The sequence below is a fragment of the Leifsonia naganoensis genome, assembly GCF_013410615.1.
GTDB classification, from domain to species: Bacteria; Actinomycetota; Actinomycetes; order Actinomycetales; family Microbacteriaceae; genus Leifsonia; species Leifsonia aquatica.
Genome location: NZ_JACCHJ010000001.1, coordinates 2,125,720 through 2,149,593, shown reverse-complemented (window position 1 = coordinate 2,149,593; position 23,874 = coordinate 2,125,720). Strand labels below are relative to the sequence as shown.

General features: G+C 70.6%; 23 protein-coding genes. 4 read left to right on the top strand and 19 right to left on the bottom strand.

The window, feature by feature from the left end; translation table 11 throughout:
- Positions 1-119 precede the first annotated feature (119 nt).
- The gene (locus tag HNR14_RS10455) at positions 120-860 is read left to right on the top strand and encodes a cysteine hydrolase family protein (protein ID WP_021762378.1); all 741 of its coding nucleotides are present in this window, start codon (positions 120-122) and stop codon (positions 858-860) included.
- A 75-nt stretch (positions 861-935) separates the two neighbouring features.
- Here the strand turns inward: HNR14_RS10455 and HNR14_RS10450 are convergent, their stop codons facing one another.
- The 17 genes from HNR14_RS10450 to HNR14_RS10370 form a co-directional block, all read right to left on the bottom strand.
- Positions 936-1,379, bottom strand: a complete 444-nt coding sequence (locus HNR14_RS10450) for a hypothetical protein (protein ID WP_179700983.1) — start codon at positions 1,377-1,379, stop codon at positions 936-938.
- Positions 1,380-1,448: 69 nt separating this feature from the next.
- The gene (locus tag HNR14_RS10445) at positions 1,449-1,925 is read right to left on the bottom strand and encodes a carboxymuconolactone decarboxylase family protein (RefSeq protein ID WP_179700982.1); all 477 of its coding nucleotides are present in this window, start codon (positions 1,923-1,925) and stop codon (positions 1,449-1,451) included.
- Between the two features lie 23 nt (positions 1,926-1,948).
- Positions 1,949-2,842 (bottom strand): sigma-70 family RNA polymerase sigma factor, encoded by an 894-nt coding sequence (locus tag HNR14_RS10440; protein WP_179700981.1) that lies wholly within the window; start codon positions 2,840-2,842, stop codon positions 1,949-1,951.
- A gap of 187 nt (positions 2,843-3,029) precedes the next feature.
- The gene (locus HNR14_RS10435) at positions 3,030-3,359 is read right to left on the bottom strand and encodes an SdpI family protein (protein WP_179700980.1); all 330 of its coding nucleotides are present in this window, start codon (positions 3,357-3,359) and stop codon (positions 3,030-3,032) included.
- A 161-nt stretch (positions 3,360-3,520) separates the two neighbouring features.
- Entirely contained in the window at positions 3,521-3,934 is a 414-nt protein-coding gene (locus HNR14_RS10430; protein WP_179700979.1) for a heat shock protein transcriptional repressor HspR, read from the bottom strand.
- A 2-nt stretch (positions 3,935-3,936) separates the two neighbouring features.
- Positions 3,937-4,941: a DnaJ C-terminal domain-containing protein gene (locus tag HNR14_RS10425; RefSeq protein WP_179700978.1), complete on the bottom strand. Its 1,005-nt coding sequence runs from the start codon at positions 4,939-4,941 to the stop codon at positions 3,937-3,939.
- 117 nt (positions 4,942-5,058) lie between these two features.
- Positions 5,059-5,652, bottom strand: coding sequence for a nucleotide exchange factor GrpE (locus HNR14_RS10420; RefSeq protein WP_021762562.1), 594 nt, complete (start codon positions 5,650-5,652; stop codon positions 5,059-5,061).
- A gap of 2 nt (positions 5,653-5,654) precedes the next feature.
- On the bottom strand, positions 5,655-7,514 hold the full coding sequence (gene dnaK / locus HNR14_RS10415) for a molecular chaperone DnaK (protein WP_021762563.1): 1,860 nt from the start codon (positions 7,512-7,514) through the stop codon (positions 5,655-5,657).
- Between the two features lie 161 nt (positions 7,515-7,675).
- Positions 7,676-9,259 (bottom strand): MFS transporter, encoded by a 1,584-nt coding sequence (locus tag HNR14_RS10410; RefSeq protein ID WP_179700977.1) that lies wholly within the window; start codon positions 9,257-9,259, stop codon positions 7,676-7,678.
- Positions 9,260-9,324: 65 nt separating this feature from the next.
- Positions 9,325-11,238, bottom strand: coding sequence for an SDR family NAD(P)-dependent oxidoreductase (locus tag HNR14_RS10405; RefSeq protein WP_218875017.1), 1,914 nt, complete (start codon positions 11,236-11,238; stop codon positions 9,325-9,327).
- A 23-nt stretch (positions 11,239-11,261) separates the two neighbouring features.
- Complete coding sequence (locus HNR14_RS10400; protein ID WP_179700975.1) at positions 11,262-12,755, bottom strand: FGGY-family carbohydrate kinase; 1,494 nt, start codon at positions 12,753-12,755, stop codon at positions 11,262-11,264.
- Positions 12,752-14,416, bottom strand: coding sequence for a glycerol-3-phosphate dehydrogenase/oxidase (locus HNR14_RS10395; RefSeq protein WP_179700974.1), 1,665 nt, complete (start codon positions 14,414-14,416; stop codon positions 12,752-12,754). The genes HNR14_RS10400 and HNR14_RS10395 overlap by 4 nt, the downstream gene beginning before the upstream one ends.
- A gap of 1 nt (position 14,417) precedes the next feature.
- Positions 14,418-15,290: a 3-hydroxy-5-phosphonooxypentane-2,4-dione thiolase gene (gene lsrF, locus HNR14_RS10390; RefSeq protein WP_179700973.1), complete on the bottom strand. Its 873-nt coding sequence runs from the start codon at positions 15,288-15,290 to the stop codon at positions 14,418-14,420.
- A complete protein-coding gene (locus HNR14_RS10385; protein WP_179700972.1) occupies positions 15,283-16,338 on the bottom strand; it encodes an ABC transporter permease in 1,056 nt (351 codons plus the stop codon). Before HNR14_RS10385 ends, lsrF begins: the two co-directional genes overlap by 8 nt.
- Entirely contained in the window at positions 16,335-17,342 is a 1,008-nt protein-coding gene (locus HNR14_RS10380) for an ABC transporter permease (protein ID WP_179700971.1), read from the bottom strand. Before HNR14_RS10380 ends, HNR14_RS10385 begins: the two co-directional genes overlap by 4 nt.
- Entirely contained in the window at positions 17,339-18,844 is a 1,506-nt protein-coding gene (locus HNR14_RS10375; RefSeq protein ID WP_179700970.1) for a sugar ABC transporter ATP-binding protein, read from the bottom strand. The genes HNR14_RS10380 and HNR14_RS10375 overlap by 4 nt, the downstream gene beginning before the upstream one ends.
- A gap of 32 nt (positions 18,845-18,876) precedes the next feature.
- Positions 18,877-19,950 carry a substrate-binding domain-containing protein gene (locus HNR14_RS10370; RefSeq protein WP_179700969.1) on the bottom strand — a complete coding sequence of 358 codons (1,074 nt, stop codon included), beginning with the start codon at positions 19,948-19,950 and terminating at the stop codon, positions 18,877-18,879.
- Between the two features lie 146 nt (positions 19,951-20,096).
- Here HNR14_RS10370 and HNR14_RS10365 point away from each other — a divergent pair, with 146 nt between their 5' ends.
- Both HNR14_RS10365 and HNR14_RS10360 read left to right on the top strand, forming a co-directional pair.
- Positions 20,097-20,849, top strand: a complete 753-nt coding sequence (locus tag HNR14_RS10365) for a GntR family transcriptional regulator (protein WP_218875016.1) — start codon at positions 20,097-20,099, stop codon at positions 20,847-20,849.
- Between the two features lie 53 nt (positions 20,850-20,902).
- Positions 20,903-21,670: a GTP pyrophosphokinase gene (locus HNR14_RS10360; RefSeq protein WP_021762565.1), complete on the top strand. Its 768-nt coding sequence runs from the start codon at positions 20,903-20,905 to the stop codon at positions 21,668-21,670.
- Between the two features lie 13 nt (positions 21,671-21,683).
- Here HNR14_RS10360 and HNR14_RS10355 read toward each other — a convergent pair whose 3' ends face one another.
- Together HNR14_RS10355 and HNR14_RS10350 are read right to left on the bottom strand one after the other, a co-directional pair.
- Positions 21,684-22,421 carry an SDR family oxidoreductase gene (locus tag HNR14_RS10355; RefSeq protein ID WP_179700968.1) on the bottom strand — a complete coding sequence of 246 codons (738 nt, stop codon included), beginning with the start codon at positions 22,419-22,421 and terminating at the stop codon, positions 21,684-21,686.
- Entirely contained in the window at positions 22,418-22,840 is a 423-nt protein-coding gene (locus tag HNR14_RS10350) for a hypothetical protein (RefSeq protein ID WP_179700967.1), read from the bottom strand. The genes HNR14_RS10355 and HNR14_RS10350 overlap by 4 nt, the downstream gene beginning before the upstream one ends.
- 92 nt (positions 22,841-22,932) lie before the next feature.
- Between HNR14_RS10350 and sigJ the strand changes: the two genes are divergently transcribed.
- Positions 22,933-23,823 carry an RNA polymerase sigma factor SigJ gene (sigJ, locus tag HNR14_RS10345; protein ID WP_179700966.1) on the top strand — a complete coding sequence of 297 codons (891 nt, stop codon included), beginning with the start codon at positions 22,933-22,935 and terminating at the stop codon, positions 23,821-23,823.
- Positions 23,824-23,874: the final 51 nt, after the last annotated feature.

The window sequence follows — 23,874 nt, the reverse complement described above, 5'->3', positions numbered from 1 at the left end:
CAGTGTTGTTAACCGATTAACCCGAATCGATTAACAAGACCATATTGCTCGGGCTTAAACGCGTCAAGCATTCGATCACTCCGGGTGCGCGACCGCGCTGCCGGCGATAGAGTCCCCTCATGAAGCGCGCACTGATCGTGATCGACGTGCAGAACGAATACGTCGACGGCAACCTCCCCATCTGCCACCCGGATCTGATGACCTCCATCCCGAACATCGAGGTCGCCATGGATGCAGCCGCCGACCACGGCGCCGCCCTCGTGATCGTGCAGCACATCGAGGACGAGGGCGCACCGGTCTTCGCCCGTGGCTCGCACGGCGCGGCCCTGCACGAGTCCGTCGCCGACCGCACGCCGGACCACCTCGTCACCAAGACCGACGTGTCCGCCTTCCGCGGCACCGACCTCGAGGAGTGGCTGCGCGCCGGCGGCTACGACACGGTCACGATCGCGGGATTCATGACGCAGCACTGCTGCGCCGGCACCGCCCGGGATGCGCACGCGCTCGGCTTCACCGTGGAGTTCCTCTCCGACGCCACCGGCACCCTCGACCTCGTCAACGCGGCCGGCTCCATCTCGGCGGACGCCCTGCACGTCAGCGTGCTGGTCACCATGGACTCCGAGTTCGCCGCCGTCGCCACCACCGAGGAGTGGACGCTCGCGGTGGAGGCCGGCGACAGCCTCCCTGTCTCGAACCTCTGGGACAGCACCGGCCACGCGCGGGTGCCGGGAAAGCACTCCGAGCTGCACAAGCTCATGCGCGAGGTGCGCGCCGGGATCGACCGCGACATCGCCGCGGAGGAGTCGCACGAGCTCCGCAACACCCTGTACGTCGGGCAGGGCGGGTCGGCGTCGCTCTGACCCTCCCGACATTTGTGCCAAATGTCGTGAAAGCGCCGCCCAAAGTCGACATTTGGCACAAATGTCCGCGCGCGCCTACCCCGCGAACGACATCAGCGCGTTGACGACGAGGGTCCCGAGCACGGAGATCACGCCCGAGCCGCTCACTCCGAGGGCGATCGCCGCCGGGATCGTCCCGCGCCGGCCGACCAGCGCGACGACCGCGATCGCGATGACCACCAGATCGAGCACGACGCCGAACGTGACGGAGACCCCGGAGAACAGCGCGAACGACGCGCTCGAGTAGTGCGTCTGCAGCAGGAACTGCCGCTGCAGCACCTGCGCAAGGAGGCCGGCAAGCAGGCCGAACGCCGCGATGCCGAGCGCGACGGAGCCGAGGACGGGGGAACGGCGCCGGGGAGGGGCCGACGGCGGCGGCGCGTACGTCACCTGCGGCTGCTGCGGCGACTCCTGCTGCTGCGACTGGTGCTGCTGCGGCGGCGTCGGGAACGTCGGCTGGAACGGCGACTGCTCGGACATGATCTGGATCCCCCCGGTCGAGACTCTGCGTGGTCAGGCCTCGACTCTATCCCCGCCTCCGGAGGGGCCCTACGCCTCGTCGAGCTGCCCGACCTCGTAGGAGCCGCCTGGCATCTTGATCATCACGTTCATGCGGTTGAACGCGTTGATGAGGGCGATCTGCGCGACGAGTGCCGCGAGCTGCTCGGTGTCGAAGTGGGAGGCGGCCGCCTCCCACACCGCGTCGTCCACGCCGTTGCCGTCGGCCAGGCGCGTGCCCTGCTCGGTGAGTTCCAGGGCGGCGCGCTCGGCGTCGGTGAACACCGTCGTCTCGCGCCACGCGGCGATGAGACTGAGTCGCAGGGCGGTCTCCCCCGCCTGGACGGCCTCCTTCACGTGCATGTCGAGGCAGGCGCCGCAGCCGTTGATCTGACTGGCGCGGATGTCGACCAGGCCCTCGATCGTCAGCGGCAGCGTCGACTGTCGGATCACGCGGTTGGCCGAGACGATGTATTTGACGAACTTCGGCGTGATCGCGGCGGCGTACATGTTGAATCTGGGTCCCACGGTGATCTCCTTTTCAATCGGACTCACCGGGTAGACGGATCCGCGGGCTCAGATGTAACAGCCGGGGGCGCAACCGCTATCGTGGCCTGTCGTTCCGGACGGAGGAGCGAGTCGACCTGCACGATCCGGCCGTCGACGACGACGCACGCCATGACGGCCAGGGGCGTGCCATCCTCCCGCCACGCCATCACGCCCGGCATGCCGTCCACATCGACGCGGCGCGCGACGGTCTTGGTCCGCCGACCGAGCGCCGCGTGCCGGGCGAGCTCGCTCGCTCCGAGGCGCACCGTCACCCCACGCGGCGTGTGGACTCGCCACACCACGTCGGGGTCGAGCACGCGCAGCAGGGCGTCGAAGTCACCCTCGCGCGCCGCCGCGAGGAACGCATCCACGACCTCCCGTTGCCGCCGGCGATCGCTGGGCGGCTCCGCACCCCGCACTTTGCGTCGTGCACGGCTGCCGAGCATCCTCGCCGCGTCGGGCGACTTGCCCAAGATGCGGGCGATCTCGTCGAACGGCACCGCAAAGGTGTCGTGGAGGATGAACGCCAGCCGCTCGTCCGGGGTCAGGGACTCCAGCACCATCAGCAGGGCGACGCCGATCGTGTCGCTGAGCTCGGCGCGGCCTTCGGGATCGTCGACGTCGTCGGAGACCAGCCACTCGCGGCCCGGCTCCTCCCACGGGGTCTCGCCCTTGGCGCGTCGGGATCGCAGCATGTCGAGGCAGACCCGGCCGACGACCGTGCTCAACCAGCCGGAGAGGTTGTCGATGGAGTCCGGGTCCTGCCGGGACAGGCGGAGCCACGCCTCCTGCACCGCATCCTCGGCGTCCGTGCGCGACCCCAGCACGCGTGCGGCCAGCCCGGTCAGGCGGCCGCGCTGCGCTTCGAAGGCCTCGCTCGTCGCGCTCTCGTCCATCGTGGTGCCCCTCTCGTCCGCACTCTACGAGAGGGAGACGATCCGGCGCGCGAAAACGTAACACCCCCTGCGAGATTTGGACCAAATGTGGCGAAAGCGCGCGCCAAAGCCGACATTTGACACGAATGTCGGCGGGGTCGCCGCCCCACGGAGCGCCATCGCGGAAGCAGCTCCCGCGAGTCGGGTTTCAGGCTTCGATCTTCTTCGCGGCCAGACTTGCCGCGTATGCAGCTGCGCCTGTCCCACAAAAGGTCAGCGCAACGCCTGCAGCAAGCAGGATCATCGACGATGCCTCCGAGTCCACACTGAGCGCAATGATCTCGAGAGGGAGCACCAGCAGCACCGTGATACGCGATGGCCACACGGCAGCTTCGTGCCCACGCTTCCAGGACGCGGCGTTCTTTCGAACTTCGTGAGTTCTGATGCCCACCACCGAATTCCGCCGCAGCTTCCCTCTGGCAGGGAGCTCGACGACCACATCGGCAGCGATGACTACGACAATGATCACGGGCGCCATCAATATCATGAGAGTTCTCCCGCGCAGGAGGCTCCATTGTGTGTAGTACGGATATTTATGACCATACGGTAAATTTTAGATTCGAACAACGGTCTTGACGCCCTAGGGGCAGCGAAAGGCCGGCACCCTCAACGGATACCGGCCGAAAAGTCGAAAGCCGCCTACTGCTCCAGCGGCCGCCAGACGACCAGCTGCGTACTGCGACGCACGCGGGTGCCGGCGCGCAAGGAGACGACCTCGCCCTCGGAACCGGCGGCGAAGACGCGGCGGCCCGGGCGGTTGAGGAGCTCGTCGGCGAGGGCCGACTCGAGTTCGCGGACGCGCGCGTGGAGCGAGCCCACCTGGTCTTCGAGCTCGATGATGCGGCGGATGCCCTCGAGGCTGACGCCCTCGGCTCCGAGCCGCGCGATCTCCTGCAGCTTCTCCACGTCGCGCATGGAGTACCGGCGCGACTTGCCGGCCGTCCGGCTGGGGCTGACGAGCCCCAGCCGGTCGTACTGGCGGAGGGTCTGCGGGTGCATCCCGGCGAGCTCGGCCGCGATCGAGATGACGAAGACCGGGGTGTTCTCGTCCATGGTCAGCCTCTGGCCTTCGCGAGAAGGTCCTCTCGGGGGTTCTCGTCGGGGAGTCTCGCGGCGAACGCCTCCAGAGCCTCCTTCGCCTCAGCGGAGAGGTGCGACGGGACGGCGACCTGGACGACGGCGAGCAGGTCGCCGGTGCCCTTCGACGTCTCCACGCCGCGGCCCTTCACGCGCAGCACGCGTCCGCTCGGGGTGCCGGGCGCGACGCGGAGCTTGACCGGGTCGCCGCCGAGGGTCGGGACCTCGATGGTGGCGCCGAGGGCCGCCTCCGCGAAGGTGACCGGGACGGTCACGCGCAGGTTGAGGCCGTCGCGCTCGAAGACGGGGTGCTTGCGCACGGTGACGGTGAGGACGATGTCGCCGGGCTCGCCGCCGTCCGGGCTGGGCTGCCCTTTGCCGCGCAGCTTGATCTTCTGGCCGTCGGAGACGCCGGCCGGGATCTTCACCTTGAAGGGCTTGCCGTCGGCCGACTGGAGGCTGATGGTCTCGCCGCGCGTGGCGGTGAGGAAGTCGATGGTGGTGTGCGCGGTGACGTCGCGGCCACGGGTCGGTCCGCCGTATCCGCGGTAGCCGCCGGACGAGCTGCCGAAGCGCCCGTTGCCGAAGAGGCCGCCGAACACGTCGTCGAAGCCGCCGTTCTGGCCGCCGCCCTGCTGGAAGGTGTAGCCGCGCTGCTGACCGCCGGCGCCGCCGCCGAACATGCCGCCGAAGACGTCGTCGAAGCCGCCCTGCCCGGCCGAGCCGGGAGCCGTGAAGCGGGCTCCGCCTCCCATGGCGCGGATCTGGTCGTACTCCTTGCGCTCCTCGGCGTCGCTGAGCACGGAGTACGCCTCGCTGACCTCCTTGAACTTCGCCTCGGCAGCGGCATCACCGGGGTTGGAGTCCGGGTGGTACTTGCGGGCGAGCTTGCGGTAGGTCTTCTTGAGGTCCGCTTCGCTGACGTCCTTGGAGACGCCGAGGACCTTGTAGAAGTCCTTGTCGAACCAGTCCTGGCTAGCCACGACGCCTCCTTTCGATCGTGATGGTCGTGGATGAAGTCTGCATGATGTCCGCACGGCGGGCGGCCGGAACGGCGGGACCGTGGCCCCGCCGCTCCGCCGTGCCGTGCATCCGGTCGATCAGGCCGGGACCGCGACGACGACCTTCGCCACTCGGACGGTGGTCGAGCCCAGGCGGTAGCCGGTCTCGACGACGTCCGCGACAGTGTCGACCGTCACGCCCGGGGTGGGCTGCTGGAAGATCGCCTCGTGGATCTGCGGGTCGAAGGGTTCGCCCTTCTCGCCATAGGGGGTGAGGCCGAGCCGCTCGACGTTGGTGCGCAGCTTGGCCGCGATGGTCGCGAACGCGCTGCCCTCGGTGAGGTCGCCGTGCTTCTCGGCGCGCTCGAGGTCGTCGAGCACCGGGATGAGGCCCTTGACGGCCTCGCTCACGGCGCGCTCGCGCTCGACCTCGCGGTTGGCCTCCGTGCGCTTGCGGTAGTTCGCGTACTCCGCGGTGACCCGCTGGAGGTCGGCGAGCCGCTCCGCCGCGAGCGCGTCGGACGTGGTCTGGCCGGAGAGGACGTCCAGGTCGTCGTCCGACAGGACGGGACCCTCCTCGGCGGCCGGGCCGACGTCGACGAGCTCCTCGTGCGACAGGTCGTGCTCGGACTGCTCCTCGCGCTCGGGGTCGGGCTCGCCCGATCCCGGAGCGCCGGGGTTCTGGTCCGACATGATTACTTCTTCTCCTCGTCCTCGACGACCTCGGCGTCGATGACGTCCTCGTCGGAGGACTCACCCGCCTGCTCGCCCTGAGGGGCGTCCGCCTCGGGAGCCGCGGCGTCGGCCTGGCTGGAGGAGTAGATGGCCTCGCCGAGCTTCTGCTGGCTCGCGCTCAGCTTCTCGAACGCGGTCTTGACGGCCTCGTCGTCCTCGCCGGCCAGAGCCGTCTTCAGCGCGTCGACGTCGCCCTGGACCTCGTTCTTGACGTCCTCGGGGAGCTTGTCCTCGTTGTCCTTGATGAGCTTCTCGATCTGGTAGACGAGCTGCTCGGCCTGGTTGCGGGTCTCGGCGGACTCGCGGCGCTTCTTGTCCTCCGCCGCGTGCTCCTCGGCCTCGCGCACCATGCGCTCGATGTCGTCCTTCGGCAGGCTCGAGCCGCCGGTGATCGTCATCGACTGCTCCTTGCCGGTGCCCTTGTCCTTGGCGGACACGTGCACGATGCCGTTCGCGTCGATGTCGAAGGTGACCTCGACCTGCGGGATGCCGCGGGGGGCCGGGGCGATGCCGGTGAGCTCGAAGGTGCCGAGTGGCTTGTTGTCGCGGGTGAACTCGCGCTCGCCCTGGAAGACCTGGATCGCGACGGACGGCTGGTTGTCGTCGGCCGTGGTGAAGGTCTCGCTGCGCTTGGTGGGGATGGCCGTGTTGCGCTCGATGAGCTTGGTCATGATCCCGCCCTTGGTCTCGATGCCGAGGGACAGCGGGGTGACGTCGATGAGGAGGACGTCCTTGCGCTCGCCCTTCAGGACACCGGCCTGCAGCGCGGCGCCGACGGCGACGACCTCGTCCGGGTTGACGCCCTTGTTGGGCTCCTTGCCGGTCTCCTGCTTGACGAGCTCGGAGACGGCCGGCATACGCGTCGAGCCGCCGACGAGCACGACGTGCGCGATGTCGCCGACCTTGATGCCGGCCTCACGGATGACGTCCTGGAACGGCTTCTTGGTGCGGTCGAGGAGGTCGCTGGTCATCTGCTCGAACTGGGCGCGGGTGAGCGTCTCGTCGAGGTTGGCCGGGCCGTTCTCGGTGAGCGAGAGGTAGGGCAGCTGGATGCTGGTCGACATGCTCGACGACAGCTCCTTCTTGGCCTGCTCGGCAGCCTCCTTCAGGCGCTGCTTCGCGATCTTGTCGCCCGAGACGTCGACACCGGTGGTGTCCTTGAACTTCTTGATCAGCCAGTCCACGACACGCTGGTCCCAGTCGTCGCCGCCGAGGCGGTTGTCGCCGGCGGTCGAGCGGACCTGGATGGTCGAGAAGTCGTCGTCCTTGCCCACCTCGAGGAGGGAGACGTCGAAGGTTCCACCACCGAGGTCGAAGACGAGGATGAGCTCGTCCTCCTTGCCCTTGTCGAGGCCGTACGCGAGTGCGGCGGCGGTGGGCTCGTTGATGATGCGGAGCACGTTGAGGCCCGCGATCTCACCGGCCTCCTTGGTGGCCTGACGCTCGGCGTCGTTGAAGTAGGCCGGGACCGTGATGACCGCGTCGGTGACGGTGTCGCCGAGGTACTGCTCCGCGTCGCGCTTCAGCTTCTGCAGGATCCGGGCCGAGATCTCCTGGGCGGTGTACTTCTTCCCGTCGATCTCCTGGGTCCAGGTGGTGCCCATGTGGCGCTTGACGGACGAGATGGTGCGGTCGACGTTGGTGACCGCCTGGCGCTTCGCGGTCTCGCCGACGAGCACCTCGCCATCCTTGGTGAACGCGACGACGGACGGGGTGGTGCGGAAGCCTTCCGCGTTGGCGATGACCGTGGGCTCGCCGCCCTCGAGCACCGAGACGACGGAGTTGGTGGTTCCGAGGTCGATACCTACTGCACGTGACATATGTGCTTTCTCTCCTTTGTTGCTGGTCTGCGTATTCGCTGGCCGATGAAAATCTTGGGTCGAGAGTTGAGCCCCGACGACTCAACACTGCCACCCGGGGTGGAATCGTGTCAAGCCGCGAACCCAAAACTTGAGTACACATGACTCAACTTTCAGGTGGGTCACAGTATTCCGGGCTCGGCGGATTCGTTCGACGGTTTCGGGTCCGGCAGCCGCCGCATCCGCAGGGCGTTGCCGATGCCGAGCAGCCCCGCCACGAGTGGGACGAGCAGGGCGATCTGGAGGGCGAGCGGACGCGCTTCCGTGTTGATGCGGACGACCTCCTCGCGCACCGGTTGCGGCTCGCCCGCCAGCAGCTCGGCGAGGCTCGTGTTCGACATCAACTGGGCGTCCTCCTCGAGCACGGCGGCGATCTGCTGCTTGTCGTCCGACGGGAGGACGGTGCTCGCCTGGGTCATCGACCCGAAAGTCGCGGCCAGCGTCGAAAGCATGATCGCCCCCGCGAACGCCAGGCCGAACGACAGCCCGAAGGAGCCGGCGGCGGAGTTGACCCCGGCGGCCTCGCTGACGCGCTCGTCCGAGATCGGCGAGAGCGTGTAGTTGTTGAGCTGCGAGACCAGCAGGCCCAGCCCGCATCCCGAGACGATGAGCGGCAGCGTGAGGTACCACCCCGAGGTGGCGATCGGCACGAGCAGGATGACGACGGCGATCCCGACGACGACCAGGGCGAACCCCCAGAGGATGAGCGTCGACGGCCGCCGCTTCAGCCCGCGGCCCGCCAGGAGCGCGACGGCGAACATGCTCAGCGAGAGCGGTGCGATCGAGAGCCCCGCCCAGAGCGCGTTGTACTCGAGCACCATCTGCAGGTAGATCGGCAGGGCGATCATCGTGCCGCCGAGGGCGATCTGCTGCAGCAGCTGCCCCGACGCACCGGCCTGGAACAACCGCGACCGGAATAGCGCGGGGTCCAGGAGGACGGGCTTCGCGCGCCTGCTGCGCCAGCGCAGCCAGAAGACCAGCCCGGCGAGCGCCGCCGCACCGAGCAGGATGAGCGCCAGCACCCGGTCGCCGCCCTCCTGCCAGACCAGGATGCCCGTGACGATGCCGCCCATCCCGACCACGGAGAGCAGCGCCCCGACCAGATCGATCGACCGCGAACCCGTGTACGGGACGTCCTTCACCAGCCCGATGCCGGCCAGCACCACCGCGATGATCACGGCTTCGAGCAGGAACCCGACCCGCCAGGAGAGGAACGTCGTGATGAACCCGCCGAGCAGGGGCCCGACCGCGGCGGCGATCGCCGCCGACGCCCCGACGAGGGCGTAGACCCGCTTCTGGTGGTCGCCGGCGAAGTTGCCGTGGATGAGGGACTGCATGGCGGGCAGCAGGAGCGAGGCGCCGATCCCGCCGATGATCGCCCAGAAGATGATGACGGCGGCGAGGTCGCGCGCGAGGGTCATCGCGATCGCGCCGGCCGCGTAGCCGAGCAGGCCGAGCACATACGCGAGCTTGCGCCCGATCAGGTCGCCCGTCTTGCCGCCGATCAGGATGAACGCGGCCGACACCAGCGCCTCCAGCGCGATCGCGCCCTGCACCCCGCTGACCGTCGTCCCGAGATCGCGCACCACGGCGGAGATGGACACGTTCATCAGGGAGGTGTCCACCACGAGCACGAACATCGCCATCGCGAGCAGGATGGCGAGCCGAGCGTTGAACGGCGCCGAAGCGCCGGAGCCGCCGGTCATGCGCACATGAGAGCACAGCGCCCGCGGGTTTGGGTAGCCCGGACGTCGCCGTCAGCCGCCTCCGGCTACACCACGCGGTCGTTGCCCCCGTCCACGGACAGGTGGGCGCCGGTCGTCGCCGGGAGGCCCGTGATGAACGTGAGCACCGCCTCCGCAACCGAAGCGCTCGTGACCTCGACGCCCAGAAGGTTCCTGGTGCGGTACTCCTCGACGGTGAGCCCATAGTGAGCGGCGCGCACGGCGAGAAGCCCGGGCGTCCAGATCGCCGTGTCGAAGACGGCGTCGGGTTCCACCTGGTTCACGCGGATGCCGTCGGCGGCCCACTCCAGCGCCGCCACCCGGGCGAGCTGCGCAGCCGCGGTCTTGCTGGCGGAGTACGCGGCGGCTCCCGGGCCGGGCGCCGCGACGTTCTTGGTCGACACAAGCACCACACGGCCGCCGCGCGGCGCGACGGCGAGCAACGGGTGCGCAGCCCGCAGAGCCCGTGCCACGGCGCCGGCGTTGACCCGCATCGCCCGCTCCCAGACGTCGTCCGCGAGGGTGGCGAGGGACTCGCCGGCGGGGAAGATCCCGGCGGCGATCACGAGTGCGTCGAGACCGCCGAACTCCCGTGCCGCCGTCTCGACGGCGGCGTCGAGGACGTCGGGCTCCGCCACGTCGCCGACGATTCCACGCCACGACGGACCGCGGAAGACATCGGTCACGGTCGGGCTGAGGTCGACGCCGACGACCGACGCGCCCTCGGCGAGCAGTGCCGCAGCAGTCGCCCGGCCGATTCCGGACGCGGCGCCGGTGACGAGCGCGACCTCGCCGTCGAGTGGACGGGCGCGGGCGCCGGAGCGCAGGCGCGCCTGCTCGAGCTCCCAGTACTCGATGTCGAAGCTCAGGGCCTCGTCGAGCGAGCGGTAGCCGGCCTGCCGATCGGCCGCCTCCACGATGTCCATGGTGTGCAGGGCGATGTCGTGCACGGCGTCGGCGGCGGAGCGGGAGACGCCGGCGGTCAGCAGGCCCAGCTCGGCGTCGAGGACGACCCGTGGGGCAGGATCGATCGGCTCGATCGGGCCGGGGACACTGTCGCGGTGCGCACGCACATAGCGGGCGTAGTCGGAGGCATAGGCGGCCACGTCGCGGCCGACGAGTGGAGTGCGCTTCGTGCGGATGACGTGCTCGGGGGTCGCTGTGCCACGGGAGGTCGCCTCCCGGAGATCCGGTCGCTGCGCGTACCGCAGAGCACGCGACGATGCCGACTGCCGCACGACCAGCGGCCTGCCTGCGGCCAGGGAGAGATCGCGCCGGAGTTCGGCGATGGCCTCGACCGATCCGGCCCGCTCGACCGGCGCCCCTGGATCGCCCCAGCGCGGCGAACCGGCGTCAGCCGATGCCAGGGTCACCAGCTCGAGGTGGCGGCGCAGGGCCTCGTCGGCGTCGTCGGCGAACGTGAACAGACCGTGGTTGGCCAGCACCAGGGCGTCGGCCCCGTGAAGGTCCGCGTCGGCGACGGCCCGCGCGAGCGGGAATCCCGGCATGACGTACGGCAGCACCGCGACTCGGTCGCCGAGCACGCGCGCTGCGCGGTCGACACCGTCCGGCTGATCGGTGAGGGCGACCACGGCGTCCGCGTGCGAATGGAGGACGACCCGGGCCGGGAGATGGGCGTGCAGCAACGCCTCGATGGACGCCGTCGGCGCGGAGGAGTTGAGCGATGCCTGCCGCAGCTCGTTCACCATCTCGCTGTCGGTCAGCTCGTCCAGCCCCAGCAGGCGCTGCAGGCGCTCACGTCGTAGCGGGGCGAATCCGGCCGGCTCGATCGAGCCGAGGTCCCAGCCGCTCCCCTTTACCAGCACGAGCTCGACCTCGTCTCCGATCGCATCGCTGCCGGTCGCCTTGATGGAGGTGTTGCCGCCGCCGTGCAGCACGAGGGAGGGGTCGGCTCCGAGCGTGCGGGAGACCCGGGTGATCTCCGCCAGTGCGGCATCCACCCCAGGACCGTATGGCGAGCCGATCATCGGGCCAGCTCCGTCCACACGGATCCCATCGCGGCGAGCGCGCGGTCGAACCGCTCTGCTTGTCGCCGGTAGGCCTCTCGGTCGGCGCCCGGCGCGATGACCAGCCCCGGATCCGGCTCGCCCCACCACCCGGTGGTGTCGACCCCCGCTCCGGCGGCGGCCAGGGACGCGACGCCGCGCGCGCCGAGCTCCGTCCCGAGCTGGCGGCGCACCGGGTGACCGACCACGTCGGCGAACATCTGCGCCCAGACCGGGTTCTTGGCGCCTCCGCCCGCGAGGGTCCACGGGCCGTCCGAGACGGTCGCGCCGCTGGCGCACACCTTCTCGAGCTGCACGCGGTGGTACTGGGTGACGCCCTCGGCGACAGCGCGCGCGATCTCGCGGTAGCCGTGTTTGTCTTTGGCGCCGAGGAGGGTGCCGGAGGCGCCCAGGTGTTCCGGCGCACCGTGCACGAACGGGAGGAAGAGGAGCCCGTCGGCGCCCGCGTCGACGGTCGAGGCGGCGTGCAGCAGGTCGCGCGGTGTGACGGCATCGGCGGCCACGCTCGACATCAGTGTCGAGAACCACTCGACCCCGGCGGCCGAGGTGGGTGCGACCTCCTGCGCCAGCATGTGACGGGGGTCGGGGAGCAGCGCGTTGAGTGTCACCCGCGGCGGCTCGGTGTCGGCCGGCACGACCACGGAGTTGATCGCCCAGGTGCCGACGATGATCGTCACATCGCCCGGCCGCACGGCACCCGCTCCGATCGGACTCGCGATGCAGTCCATGCATCCGGCGACGACCGGGGCCCCCGCAGGCAGACCGGTGACGACGGCGGCTTCTGCGGTCACGGTGCCCACGACCTCGTCGGAACGGGACAGAGGCGGCAACAGCCGCAGCAGGTTGTGCGGGAGGCCGAGCAGGTCGAAGACGGCGGGCTCGTAGGTGCGAGCCGCGAGGTCGACCAGCCCGCAGGCGGAGGCGTCCGAGTAGTCGGCACTCGGCCGGCCGGTGAGGCAGGAGGTGATCCAGTCCTTGCAGCTCAGCGCCCACCTCGCGCGCTCCAGGGCCTGCGGCTCCTCATCGTGCAGCCAGCGCAGCAGTACACCCGGCTGGCCCGCCCACGGGACGGAGCCGGTGACCCGGCGCACCGCCTCCACCTCGCCGGGGTCGAGCGCCGCGACGATCCGCTCGGCGCGGCTGTCGGTCGAGGCGAAGGCCGCCCGCACGGGGCGCAGATGCTCGTCGACGAGGTAGAGCCCGTTGCCGTGACCGGTTGCACCGACACCCGAGATGGTCCAGCCCTCGGCCGCGAGCCAGCCGGTGAGCTCGGCGAGGACGCCAGCGACGACGTCCCACAGGGCCGCCATGTCGATCTCCTGGCGGTCCGCGGCGACGGCCACGCGCGGGTTGGCCGCGGACACCGTGCGCAGCTCGGCGCCCCCCTCGTCGAACGCCGCGGCCTTGGCGGCCGTGAGGCCGACATCGATCCCGATCAGGCAGTGCTTCATTCCGTGCTTCCTCGCATGGTCCCGGCCTCGCGCTCGGCGTCGAGAGCGCGCGGCTTGAAGCGTCGCATCGCGGCGCGGTACTGGTCAAGTTCGCGCTCGGCGCGCTCGGCGGTCCAGCCTGCGTGGGCGACCAGGACGGCCGCGACGGCCGGAGCCGCGGCGAGACCGACGTCGCTGTTGAGCGCGACCGCCATACGGCGGAGGACCACGTCTTCGAGGCTGAGCGCGCCCTCCTCCCTCACCGCATGCACCGCCTCGGCGGCGATCGCGCCGGTCTCGGGATCGACCGTCTCACCGAGCGCCGGCGCGCCGGCGACGAGCTGCTCGATGCGCTCGGCGACGACGCCGTACGTGTCCACCAGCCGCTGCGCCGTGCGCGGCGGCAGCGCGGAGCGCTCGATGAACCGGCTGCGATAGGCGGGCCAGTCGCCCTCGGGAGCGCCGGGGAGGCGCGCCGTCCGGGTCGGCGACGGGCCAGGACGGCGCCCGAGCTCCCGCTCCAGGCGGCGCGCGACAAGCTCGCCGAGCGCCCGGTGCGTGGTCAGCTTGCCGCCGATGATGGTCACGAGGCCGGCGTCGGCGCCCGAGTGCACGACGATCTCGTGGTCGCGGCTGACCGTTGACGGGTCGTCCAGCTCCCCGACGTAGGGCAGTGGGCGCACACCCGAGTACGACCACAGCACATCCCCGGCGCCGAGTCGCGCCTCCGGGATGAGGGCGTTGACGGCGCCGAGGAGGTACGCAGTCTCGTCGTCGTCGATCACCACGTCGTCGATGGAGCCGTCGTAGGGCAGATCCGTCGTGCCGATCATGTACTTGCCTTCCCAGGGGAGCACGAACATCGGCCGGGCATCGTCCGGCGACTCGAAGAAGATGCAGGTGTCCGGAGCCCCGGGGAAGGTGGCCACGACGAGGTGGCTGCCCTTGGTCGGGCCCATCCGACGGTCGTGGGCGCCGGCCAGGTCGAGCACGCTGTCGACCCAGGGTCCGGCGGCGTTGACAACCAGGCGCGCGGGCACCGTCTTCGTACCCCCGGTCTCGCGATCGCGGTAGCGGAGCCCTGCGATACGGCCCCCGACCCGCACGAGGGATTCGACCCGGGCGTGGGTGGAGACGATGGCGCCGCTGCGCTGCGCGTCGACGGCCAGCTCAACCGCGAGTCGCTCGGTGACGGGCACGTTTGCGTCGTGAAACAGACCGCCCCACCGCAGCCCGGCAGCCGCCAGCGCCGGCCACTCGCGCTCCAGCCGCCGGCGGAAGACGATGCGGTTGAGCGGCAGCGGCTTGCCAAGCGAGAGAACGTCGTGCAGCGCGAGGCCGCACGCGAGCAGCCAGCCAGGCCGGCTCTGCTGTTTCGAGAACGGGATGAGCATCGGGTAGTGGTGGACCAGGTGCGGTGCCTTCGCGAGCAGGATATTGCGCTCTCGGATCGATTCGTGAACGAGGTTGAGCTCGAACCGCTCGAGGTACTTGAGGCCGCCGTGGATAAGGCGCGTCGAGATCGCCGACGTTCGGGCGGACAGATCGTCCTGGTCGAACACGGCGACGCTCAGGCCGCGTGCGGCGGCCTCGCGGGCGACGGCCAGGCCGTTGATACCCGCGCCGATCACCGCGACGTCGACCGCCGGGATCTCCGGGGTGTAGGTGGTGAGGGCCGGCATGTCAGTGCGACAGCTGCTCGTAGAGGGCGAACGCGTCGTCGGCGGTGAGTCCGTCGTGGACGACGCCGCGGACCGCCGAGAGCATGGCGGCCGGATGCTCGGACTGGAAGACGTTGCGGCCCATGTCGACGCCGGCGGCACCCTCCTGGATCGCGCGGTACGCGACGCGCAGAGCCTCGCGCTCCTCCACCTTCTTGCCGCCGGCGATCACGATCGGGACCGGGCACGCGCTGGTGACGGTCTCGAACCCCTCTTCGACGTAGTAGGTCTTGACGAATGCGGCCCCGAGCTCGGCTGAGATCCGCGTGGCGAGGCGGAAGTACCGGGCATCGCGTACCATGTCGCGCCCCACCGCCGTCACGGCGAGCACCGGGATGCCGGCAGCCTGGCCCTGATCGACCAGCGTCGTGAGGTTGCGGACCGAACGGCTCTCGTTCTCCGACCCGACGAAGACCTGCACGGCCAGCGCGGCGGCATCGAGGCGCACGGCGTCGTCGATGCCCACGGCCAGATCCTCCGCGCTCAGGTCGCCCAGCACGCTGGGACCGCCGCTGGCGCGCAGCACGACGCCCTTGCCCGAGGTCGCGGGGACGGTGGTCCGCAGCGCGCCGCGCGTGCACATCAGGGCGTCCGCCTGCGGGATCAGCGGCACGATCGAGCGGTCGAGCCGCTCGAGGCCCGAGGTCGGCCCCTGGAAGTAGCCGTGGTCGAAGGCCAGCATGACGGTCTTGCCGTCCGAGGGGTCGAACACCCGGGAGAGGCGGGCTCGCATCCCCCAGTCCTGCCCGGCGAGGCCCTTGAGCGGGAAGTCGCCCGCCAGGTGGGCGGCGCCGGTGAAATCGGTCCCGTCGCGGAGGTCGTCGAGGTCAGCCATGTGTGTTCTCCTTCTTCTTGGCGGTCATGGTCAGGGAGTCGCGCAGCCGCGCGAGAGCGGAGCGGCCGTTGCCGGTGGCCGCCGTCGAGACGACCACGACCGCGACCACGAGGACGCCCTTGAGGATGTTCTGGGCGCCGACGCTCCAGCCGACGAGGTTGAGCAGGCCCGACAGCAGCACGAAGAACAGCGCGCCGGTCCAGGCTCCGACGGGGACGGCGCGGCCACCCGAGATCAGGGTGCCGCCGATCACCACGACGGCGACGGAGTCGAGCATGTAGGAGGTGCCGAGGACGGTGCTCGGCGAGATGAAGGCGGCGAGCAGCCCTCCGGCGAGGCCGGCCAACGCGCCACTGACCACGTAGGTGATGGCGGTGACCCGCCAGACGCGGATGCCCGCCCGTTCGGCCGCCCGCGGGCTCTGCCCGACGGCGAGCACCGCGAGCCCGAAGCGCGTGCGGGCGAGCACGAGGGCGACAAGAGCGGTGACGACGGCGACGAGCAGCGCCATCACCGGGACGCCGAGGAGTTTCGCGTTGACGAAGGTTCGCAGCCCGGCCGCCGCCGTAGCACGGTTGGTGTCGGCGAGGAGCAGGGTGCAGGACTGCACGATGAGGCTCGTCGCCAGGGTCGCGATGATCGGCGGGACGCGCAGCACCAGGATGGCGACCACGCTCACGAGTCCCGCGGTGACCCCGGCGCCCACCGCTGCCGCGACGCCGACGACCGGCCCGGCGGCCGCGCCGACCCCCACCGAGACGTACGACGCCATCGACACCACGGCGCCGACCGACACGTCGATGTTGCCGGGGCCCAGCGTGATGACGAGCATCTGCCCCAGCGCAACGAGCACGAGGAAGGGTGCCAGCGAGAGTGCCTGGGCCAGCGGGTCGAAGGGCTGAGCCGGGCGCACCCCGACGATGCACAGCCAGACAGCCAGCACGCCGATCAGCGACCAGCCCCAGGCCGGCCAGCGGAGCCGGCGACGCGTGTCGATCTGCGTCGGCACCGTGGGCGTCGGAGTGGGAGCGGAGGTGGAGGTGGTCATCTGCTGAACCTCTCGGTGACGATGCGGCCGGCCAGCACCGCGAGCACGATGACGCCCTGTGCGCCCGCCTGCATGCTCGAGGGGAGCGCGATCAGACTGAGGAGCACCGAGATGAGGCCGAGGGTGACGGCGCCGAGGGCGGTGCCGATGGGGAGGGCCCGGCCGCCGGAGAAGGTCCCACCGCCGAGGATCACCGCGGCGATGGTGGTGAGGGTGAAGTTGCTCGCCGAGTTGATGTCGCCGGAGCGCGTCTGGGCGGCGAGCAGGAGCCCGGAGATCACGATGAGGAGCGCCGCGAGCACGTAGGCCGTCACACGGGTCCTGGTCGGCGACCAGCCGGTCTTGTCGAGGGTGGCGGCGCTGGAGCCCAGCGCGCGGATCCTCGCACCAACGCGACTGCGCCGGGTGATCCACCAGCCGACCAGCGCCGCGATCGCGATGAAGACCAGCGGAGGCGGCACCACCGTGCTGCGCCAGGATCCGATCGCGGTGAGCCAGGCCGGCGTCGCGCCTCCCGGTGTCGGGAGGAGTTGCAGGCCGAGGCCGAGCCAGACGAATGACATCCCGAGCGTGACGATGATGGACGGCACTCCGCGCTTCTGCACGACCAGCGCGAGCAGGGCGTAGACGGCCGGCACGGCGGCGAGCAGAGCGACGCCGAGCAGCGGACTGGTCGCCAGGACGGTGGCCGCGATCACGGTGATGAGCCCGACCAGGTAGCCGATGCCGAGGTCGATGTCGCCCACGGACATCACGATCATCTGCGCCTGCGCGGCGAAGACGAGTGGGACGGCCGACATGAGCATGAGGCTCAGTCCGGTCACGGAGAGGACGCCCGGCTGGATCGCAGCTGCGATCGTCACGATCACGATCAGCGCGACCAGCGAGAGAAGGGCGGGGGAGCCGTGGGCGACGGCCGCGCGCAGGCGCAGGGCCGTCGCCGGCCGACCCGAGCGGGTCGGCGCAGGCGTGGCTGCCCGGGGAGATGCTGTGGATGCGGTCATCGGGCCGTCCCTTCGTCGAACGAGTCGGCGATGATGCGCTCCTCGGTGTTCGTGTCGCCGGCCAGTTCGGAGACGATCCGGCCGCCGCGCAGCACGTACACGCGGTCGCAGTGCGCCATCTCGGCGTTCTCGGTGGAGTACCAGACGATGGCGCGCCCGGCGGCCGCCTCCGTCTTCATGAGGGTGTAGAGCTCGTTCTTCGTTGCAACATCGACGCCGCGGAACGGGTCGTCGAGCAGCACGAGCGCAGCGTCGGTCGCGAAGGCCCGGGCGACCAGTACCTTCTGCTGGTTGCCGCCGCTCAGGGCGGTGATCGGGGTTCCGGCGGCGCCGCGGATGCGCAGCGCGTCGATCCAGCGCGCCGCCAGGTCGCGTTTGGCCCGTGCGTCGACGATCCCCGCGGTACTGACGCCTCGGAGGGCGGCGATCGTGAGGTTCTGTGCGACGTTCCAGAGCGGGAGGATGCCCGAGGTCTGCCGGTCGCCCGGCACGTAGGCGCGTCGCTGCGGCGCCCGCACTCCGCGGGTGAGCGCCCCGGCCGACCAGAGCCGGGCGAGCACCCCCTCCTGTCCCTGACCGGCGAGTCCCGCGAGGCCGACGATCTCGCCCGAGCGCACCGCGAACGGGACGCCGTCGCCGCGGATCTCGGCCACGACCTGCCCCGTCTGCCTCGCCACGGCTGCCGCCTCCGCCTCGGCGGCCGCATGGACCTCGCCGCCCATCGCATGCAGCAGAGTGGCCTCGTCCGCTCCCGCGAAGACGCCCGCCACGGCTCCGTCGCGCATGACCGCGACGCGGTCGCTGTGGGCGGTGACCTCGGCCATCCGGTGGGAGACGAGCAGCACGCTCGTCCCGTCGGCGGTCAGCCGGTGCAGGTGCGCGTAGAGCTGGTCGGCGGCGTCCACGCCGAGTGACTCGGTCGGCTCGTCGAGGATGAGCAGACCGAGTCGCTCCGTGCAGAGTGCACGGGCGATCTCCACCATCTGCCGCTGGGCCAGCGTGAGGTCGCCGATGCGCCGGACCACCACGATTCCGTGCCCGGGGAACACGGCGTCCAGCACCTCGCCGATCCGCCGCTCCGCGCGTGCCCGCCAGCCGAAGGGGGCTGCACGGCGCGGATCGGAGAGATACCCGTTCTCGGCGACGGTCAGGTCGGCGCAGAGCGCCAGCTCCTGGTACACCATCCGAACGTCCGCTGCGGCGGCCGAGCGCGTGTCCCACGGCTGCCCGGCGGCAGCGTCCCGCGCGGTCACGGCACCCGAGTCGGGCTGCTCGCGACCGGCGAGGATGCGCATGAGCGTGCTCTTGCCCGCCCCGTTGTGACCGACGAGCCCGAGGATCTCGCCGCGTTCGACGTGCAGGTCGACGCCGGTGAGCGCACATGTGCTCCCGTAGCGCTTCGTGACGCCGCGCGCGACGATGGTCGCCGTCACGCCGGTGTCCGCCTCCGGAGCCGCGGCGGAAGCCGAGCTCGTCGTGGTCGGATCGATCGTCGTTGGCATGTTGTCCTCCTCGAACTCGCCGGTCGTCCGCGCTAGCGCAGCGCGGGAGCCTCGGCGTCCTTCCCGGCGGCGACCGCCGCGATGGCGGCGTCGACGCTCTTCTGGTCCCACGGGTAGGCGGCGTACTCGTCTGCCGAGAGCGTGCCCACCCAGTAGTCGAGGTCGTCCTGGCCGATCTCGAGCAGCGGAAGCACGACAGTGGACGGCACCTTCTTGCCCGCCAGCAGATCGAGGCCGACGTAGAGCGCGGCGACGCCCTGGCCCGGGTCGGTCAGCGCCGCGAAGGAGCCGTTGTCGATACCGCGCTCCTTCCAGAAGCTCAGCGACTTGCCGTCGGTGTCGAAGACGACGACGGGATCCTGCCGGCCGGCCGACTCGAAGGCCTGCACGACGCCCATGCCGCCGATGCAGCCGGGCACCGCTGCGATCTGCGGCAACGACCCGAGCACCGAGACGATCTCCTTCTGGGCGGTCGACCCGTCGCAGTAGCCGTTCACCTCCGCCGCGACCTTCACATCGGGGTAGTCCTTGAGGATCTCGTGCTGCCGCTTGTTGAACTCTTCCTCCGGCTGCGACCCGATGACGCCGCGGTTGATGATGATGTCGCCCTTGCCGCCGATCGCCTTCAGCGCCGGCACGAGGGACACCTCGCCCCATTTGGCGTAGTCGTTGCGGACGACGTGCGCGCAGGGCGCCTTCATGTCCGCGTCGAGGACGAGCACCGTGATGCCCGCGTCGCAGGCCTCTTCCACCGCCGGCACGAGCGCCGTCGAGGAGGCCGGGATGACGACCAGCATGTCGGGCTTCTGCAGGACGAGGCTGCGGATCTGCGACGCCTGCTCGGTCGCGCTGTTCTCGCCCGGCGCGTTGACGGTCGTGTACTTCGAGACGACGCCGTCCTTCTTGAGCTTGTCTGCCGCCTTCGCGAACTTGTCGATCAGGGTGAGCCGCCAGCCGTTCACGAAGCCGTTGCTCAGCGCGACGGAGATGCCGCTCGTCTTGCCCGATCCGCCGTCTCCGGCGGCGCCGGCCGAGCAGCCGGTCAGTGCGAGGGCCGCCGTGACGGCGGCGACGACGCCGATGCGGCGCCAGGGTCCAAACGACATTGTTCTGCCTCCAGGGGTTCGCTTCTCTGCGAAGGGTTCATCACCTTGTCACGTCCAACTCGTCATGACAAGCTTGTAGTGACAAGACCATAGACAGTAGCCTGGCGGAGTGTCAAGCGAGGTCGATCCGACGAAGGGGGGACAGCATGGGGGCACACCCTGTGGCGGAGGGGCGCCTGGACCGCGATTCCGGTGAACCGCTGTGGCAGCAGCTGGTCGCCGTGCTGCGCGACTCCATCGAGACCGGGACCCTCACGGCCGACCAGGCGCTGCCCTCCGAAGCCGAGCTCATCGACCGGTACGGCGTCTCCCGCACCGTCGTCCGGGAGGCGCTCGCGGAGCTCGTCCGGCGTGGCCTGATCTACAAGATCCGCGCCAAGGGATCCTTCGTCGCGCCCCCTCGCCGCGATCTTTCGTTCATCGGGTCGAACGCGGGATCGTCCGAGGACCTCGCCGGGACCGGCCGCACCGTCGTGACGCGCATCCTGTCGCTCGACGAGGGCGCCGCCGACGAGCGTGAGGCGACCGCCCTGCGCCTGCCCGAAGGCGCGCCCGTCGTACGGATGCGACGGCTGCGCACGGTCGATGGAACCCCCTGGCTGCTCGTCCGGACGACCTTGCCGCATGAGCGCTTCGCGGGCGTGCTCAAGGCCAACCTCGAGAACCGCTCGCTCTACGACCACCTGCGTCGCAGCTACGGCGTCTCCCCCGCCGGGGCCGACCGCTGGCTGCAGGCGGTCATCCCCACCGCCGAGGAGACGGCGCTGCTCGACCTGCCGCCCGGGACGCCCGTGCTTGACATCGAGTCGGTGGCCTGGGACGAGCACGAGGTGCCGTTCGAGTACTACCACGCGCTGCATCGCAGCGACGAGTCACGCTTCTACGTCGGCGTCCGCTGATCCAACCGTCGCATTCACACCGCCCGCACAAGCACCGTCGATAGCGTGGAGGCATGGACCCAGCCCCTGCCGACGCCGACACCCCTGCTCTCGCCGGGGAGCACGGAGGGCCGCTGCTGTCGTCGCGCGCCATCGAGGCGTTGCAGAGCATCGACCCGGCGACGCTGAGCGAAGTGCAGGCGTTCCGGGACGATTTCGCGCGGTTCATCATGCCCTACAAGTTCGGCATCGACGAGATCTCGACCAAGGTGTCCATCCTGCGCGAGGAGTTCGCGGAGCTGCACGAGTACAACCCGATCGAGCACATCTCGAGCCGCCTGAAGTCAGCGGAGAGCATCGAGCAGAAGGTGGTGCGCAAGAACTGCGAGCCGTCGTTCGAGGCGATCCGCGACGCGATCACCGACATCGCCGGGGTGCGGATCGTGTGCTCGTTCGTCTCCGACGTGTACAGCGTGTTCGAGCTGCTCGTCGCCCAGGAGGACGTGCGCGTGCTCCGCGTGAAGGACTACATCGCACACCCCAAGCCCAACGGCTACAAGAGCCTGCACGTGATCGTAGAGGTCCCCGTCTTCCTCAGCGCCGGTCCCGTGCACGTGCCGGTCGAGATCCAGCTGCGCACGGTCGCGATGGACTTCTGGGCCAGCCTCGAGCACAAGATCTACTACAAGTACGACGGTGAGATCCCGGAGCACCTGCTGCGCGACCTCACCGCCGCCGCCGGCACGGCGGGCCAGCTCGACGTGACGATGGAGGACATCCACCGCCAGGTGCGCGGCGACGGCGGCGGGATGCAGCAGTACACTCTGCCGATCCAGGTCTAACGCCGATCCCGGTCTAGAGCGCCTCCAGCCACTCGGCGAAGGTCTGCCGGCCGAGCAGAGCGTCCGGGCCGCCGAGGATGGTCCCGTCGCGGAGCGCGCGACCCCAGCGACCGGGCAGCGGCACGGTGATCACCCGTCCGCCCCGACCGGTCGCGGCGAGGTAGCGGCGGACGAGGTCGGGCATGTCCTCGACCAGCGGCCCCGCCAGATCGCGGTCGAGCCCGCGCGGCTCTCCGACCGCGATCGCGGCGAGCGCCTCGCCGACCTCGGCCGCGGCGATCGGCTGCGAGCGCATCGCGGGCACGAGGTGGAACCGCTTCTCCCCGTCGCCGAGGAGCTGCGCGGCGAACTCGTGGAACTGCGTCGCCCGCAGGATGCTCCATCCCGTGCGGGACTCCCGGACCAGCTGCTCCTGCAGCGCCTTCCCCGCGTAATAGGCGGACGGCGCCGCCACCGCTCCCACGATCGACAGCGCGACGTGGTGCGGCACGCCCGCGCTGCGCTCGGCGGCGAGCAGGGAGCGGGTGACCCCGCCGAAGAACTCGCGCGACACGCGACCCGAGGTGGTCTGCACGCTCGTCACGTCGACCAGGGCCGCGCATCCCTCGATCGCCGCGGCGACCCCGTCCGCGTCGCGCACGTCCACGCCGCGCGATCGGCTGAGCACGACGGCCGCGTGGCCGCCCGCCTCGAGGGCGGCCACGACGTGCCGGCCGACCACGCCCGTCCCTCCCGCCACCGCGACCCTCATCGCGTCACCGCCTCGGTGCGGCCGCGCATCGGGAGGATCAGCACGAGGCCCAGCAGTGCGCTCAGGCCGAGCGAGACCAGGGCGAGGATCTGGTCCCCTGTCGATCCCTCGGGGTGCAGCGCGTGATAGCCGAAGTGCAGCACGCCGAACGCGGCCCACGCGAGCCCCACGACCCGGCCGGGCGCAGCCGACCGGCTGAGCGCCGCAGCGATGCTCGCGACGCCGAGGCCCAGGTAGAGGGCGCCGACGTCGCGGACCAGGTGCTCGTTGTAGGGGCCGTCGATGTCGATCCAGTGCAACCCGAAACCGGGGAACGAACGGTAGAAGGCGTCGGGCGCAGCGAACGCCCACCCGCCGACGTACGCGCCGAGCGCGGCGCCGACACCGAGCAGGGTGCGGCGCAGAGGTGTGTTGTCCATACCGTCCAGGACGACGCAGCGTGCGTGGATGTGAGGTGCGGCCTCACATCCACACCTCCCGATCCGTCTTAATAGACGGAGAGGAGGCGCACATGGACGTGGACGCGGAGGTGATCGCCGAGCGGCGGCACCTGCTGGCACTCGGATACAGGATGCTCGGCACGGTGGCGGAGGCGGAGGACGCGGTGCAGGAGACGTACGCGCGCTGGTACCGGCTCACCCCCGACGAGCGCGATGCGATCGAGTCGCCGCGCGCGTGGCTCACCCGCGTGGCGAGCCGGATCTGCCTCGACGTGCTCGGGTCGGCGCGGGTGCGGCGCGAGAGCTACGTCGGCCCGTGGCTGCCGGAGCCGGTGCCGACGTCGACCTTCGGGACGCTCGGGGATGCGCACGCCTCCGCCGACCCGCTCGACCGTGTGACGCTCGACGAGTCGGTGAGCACCGCGTTGCTCGTCGTGCTCGAGGCCATGACGCCCGCGGAGCGCGTCGCGTTCGTGCTGCACGACGTGTTCGCGCTCCCCTTCGACGAGATCGCCGGGATCGTCGGCCGCTCGCCCGCGGCCTGCCGCCAGCTGGCGACCTCCGCCCGGCGCCGGGTGGAGGAGCGCCGGGAGCGGGCGGTCCCCCGCGCCGAGCACGACCGGGTCGTGCAGGCCTTCGGTGCCGCGGCGGCGGGAGGCGACCTCGCCGCACTCGTGGCGGTGCTCGATCCCGCGGTCGTGCTGGTGGCGGACGGCGGCGGCCGGGTGAGCTCGGCCCGCCGGCCCGTCCAGGGCGCCGAGAACGCGGCGCGCTTCCTCCTCGGCCTGGCCGCCAAGTTCACGGACGCCGTGATCCGCCCGATCGAGACGACCGACGGGCTCGGCTTCGAGGTGCGGCAGCAGGGCGCCGTGACCGGCATCCTCACCCTGAGCGTCCACGACGGCCTCATCACCGACATCCGCATGATGCGCAACCCGGACAAGCTGACGCTCTGGGCGTGAGGGATGCGGGCGTGAGCGCGCCGCGCCAGTTCACCGCCTGTTCCCCGCCAG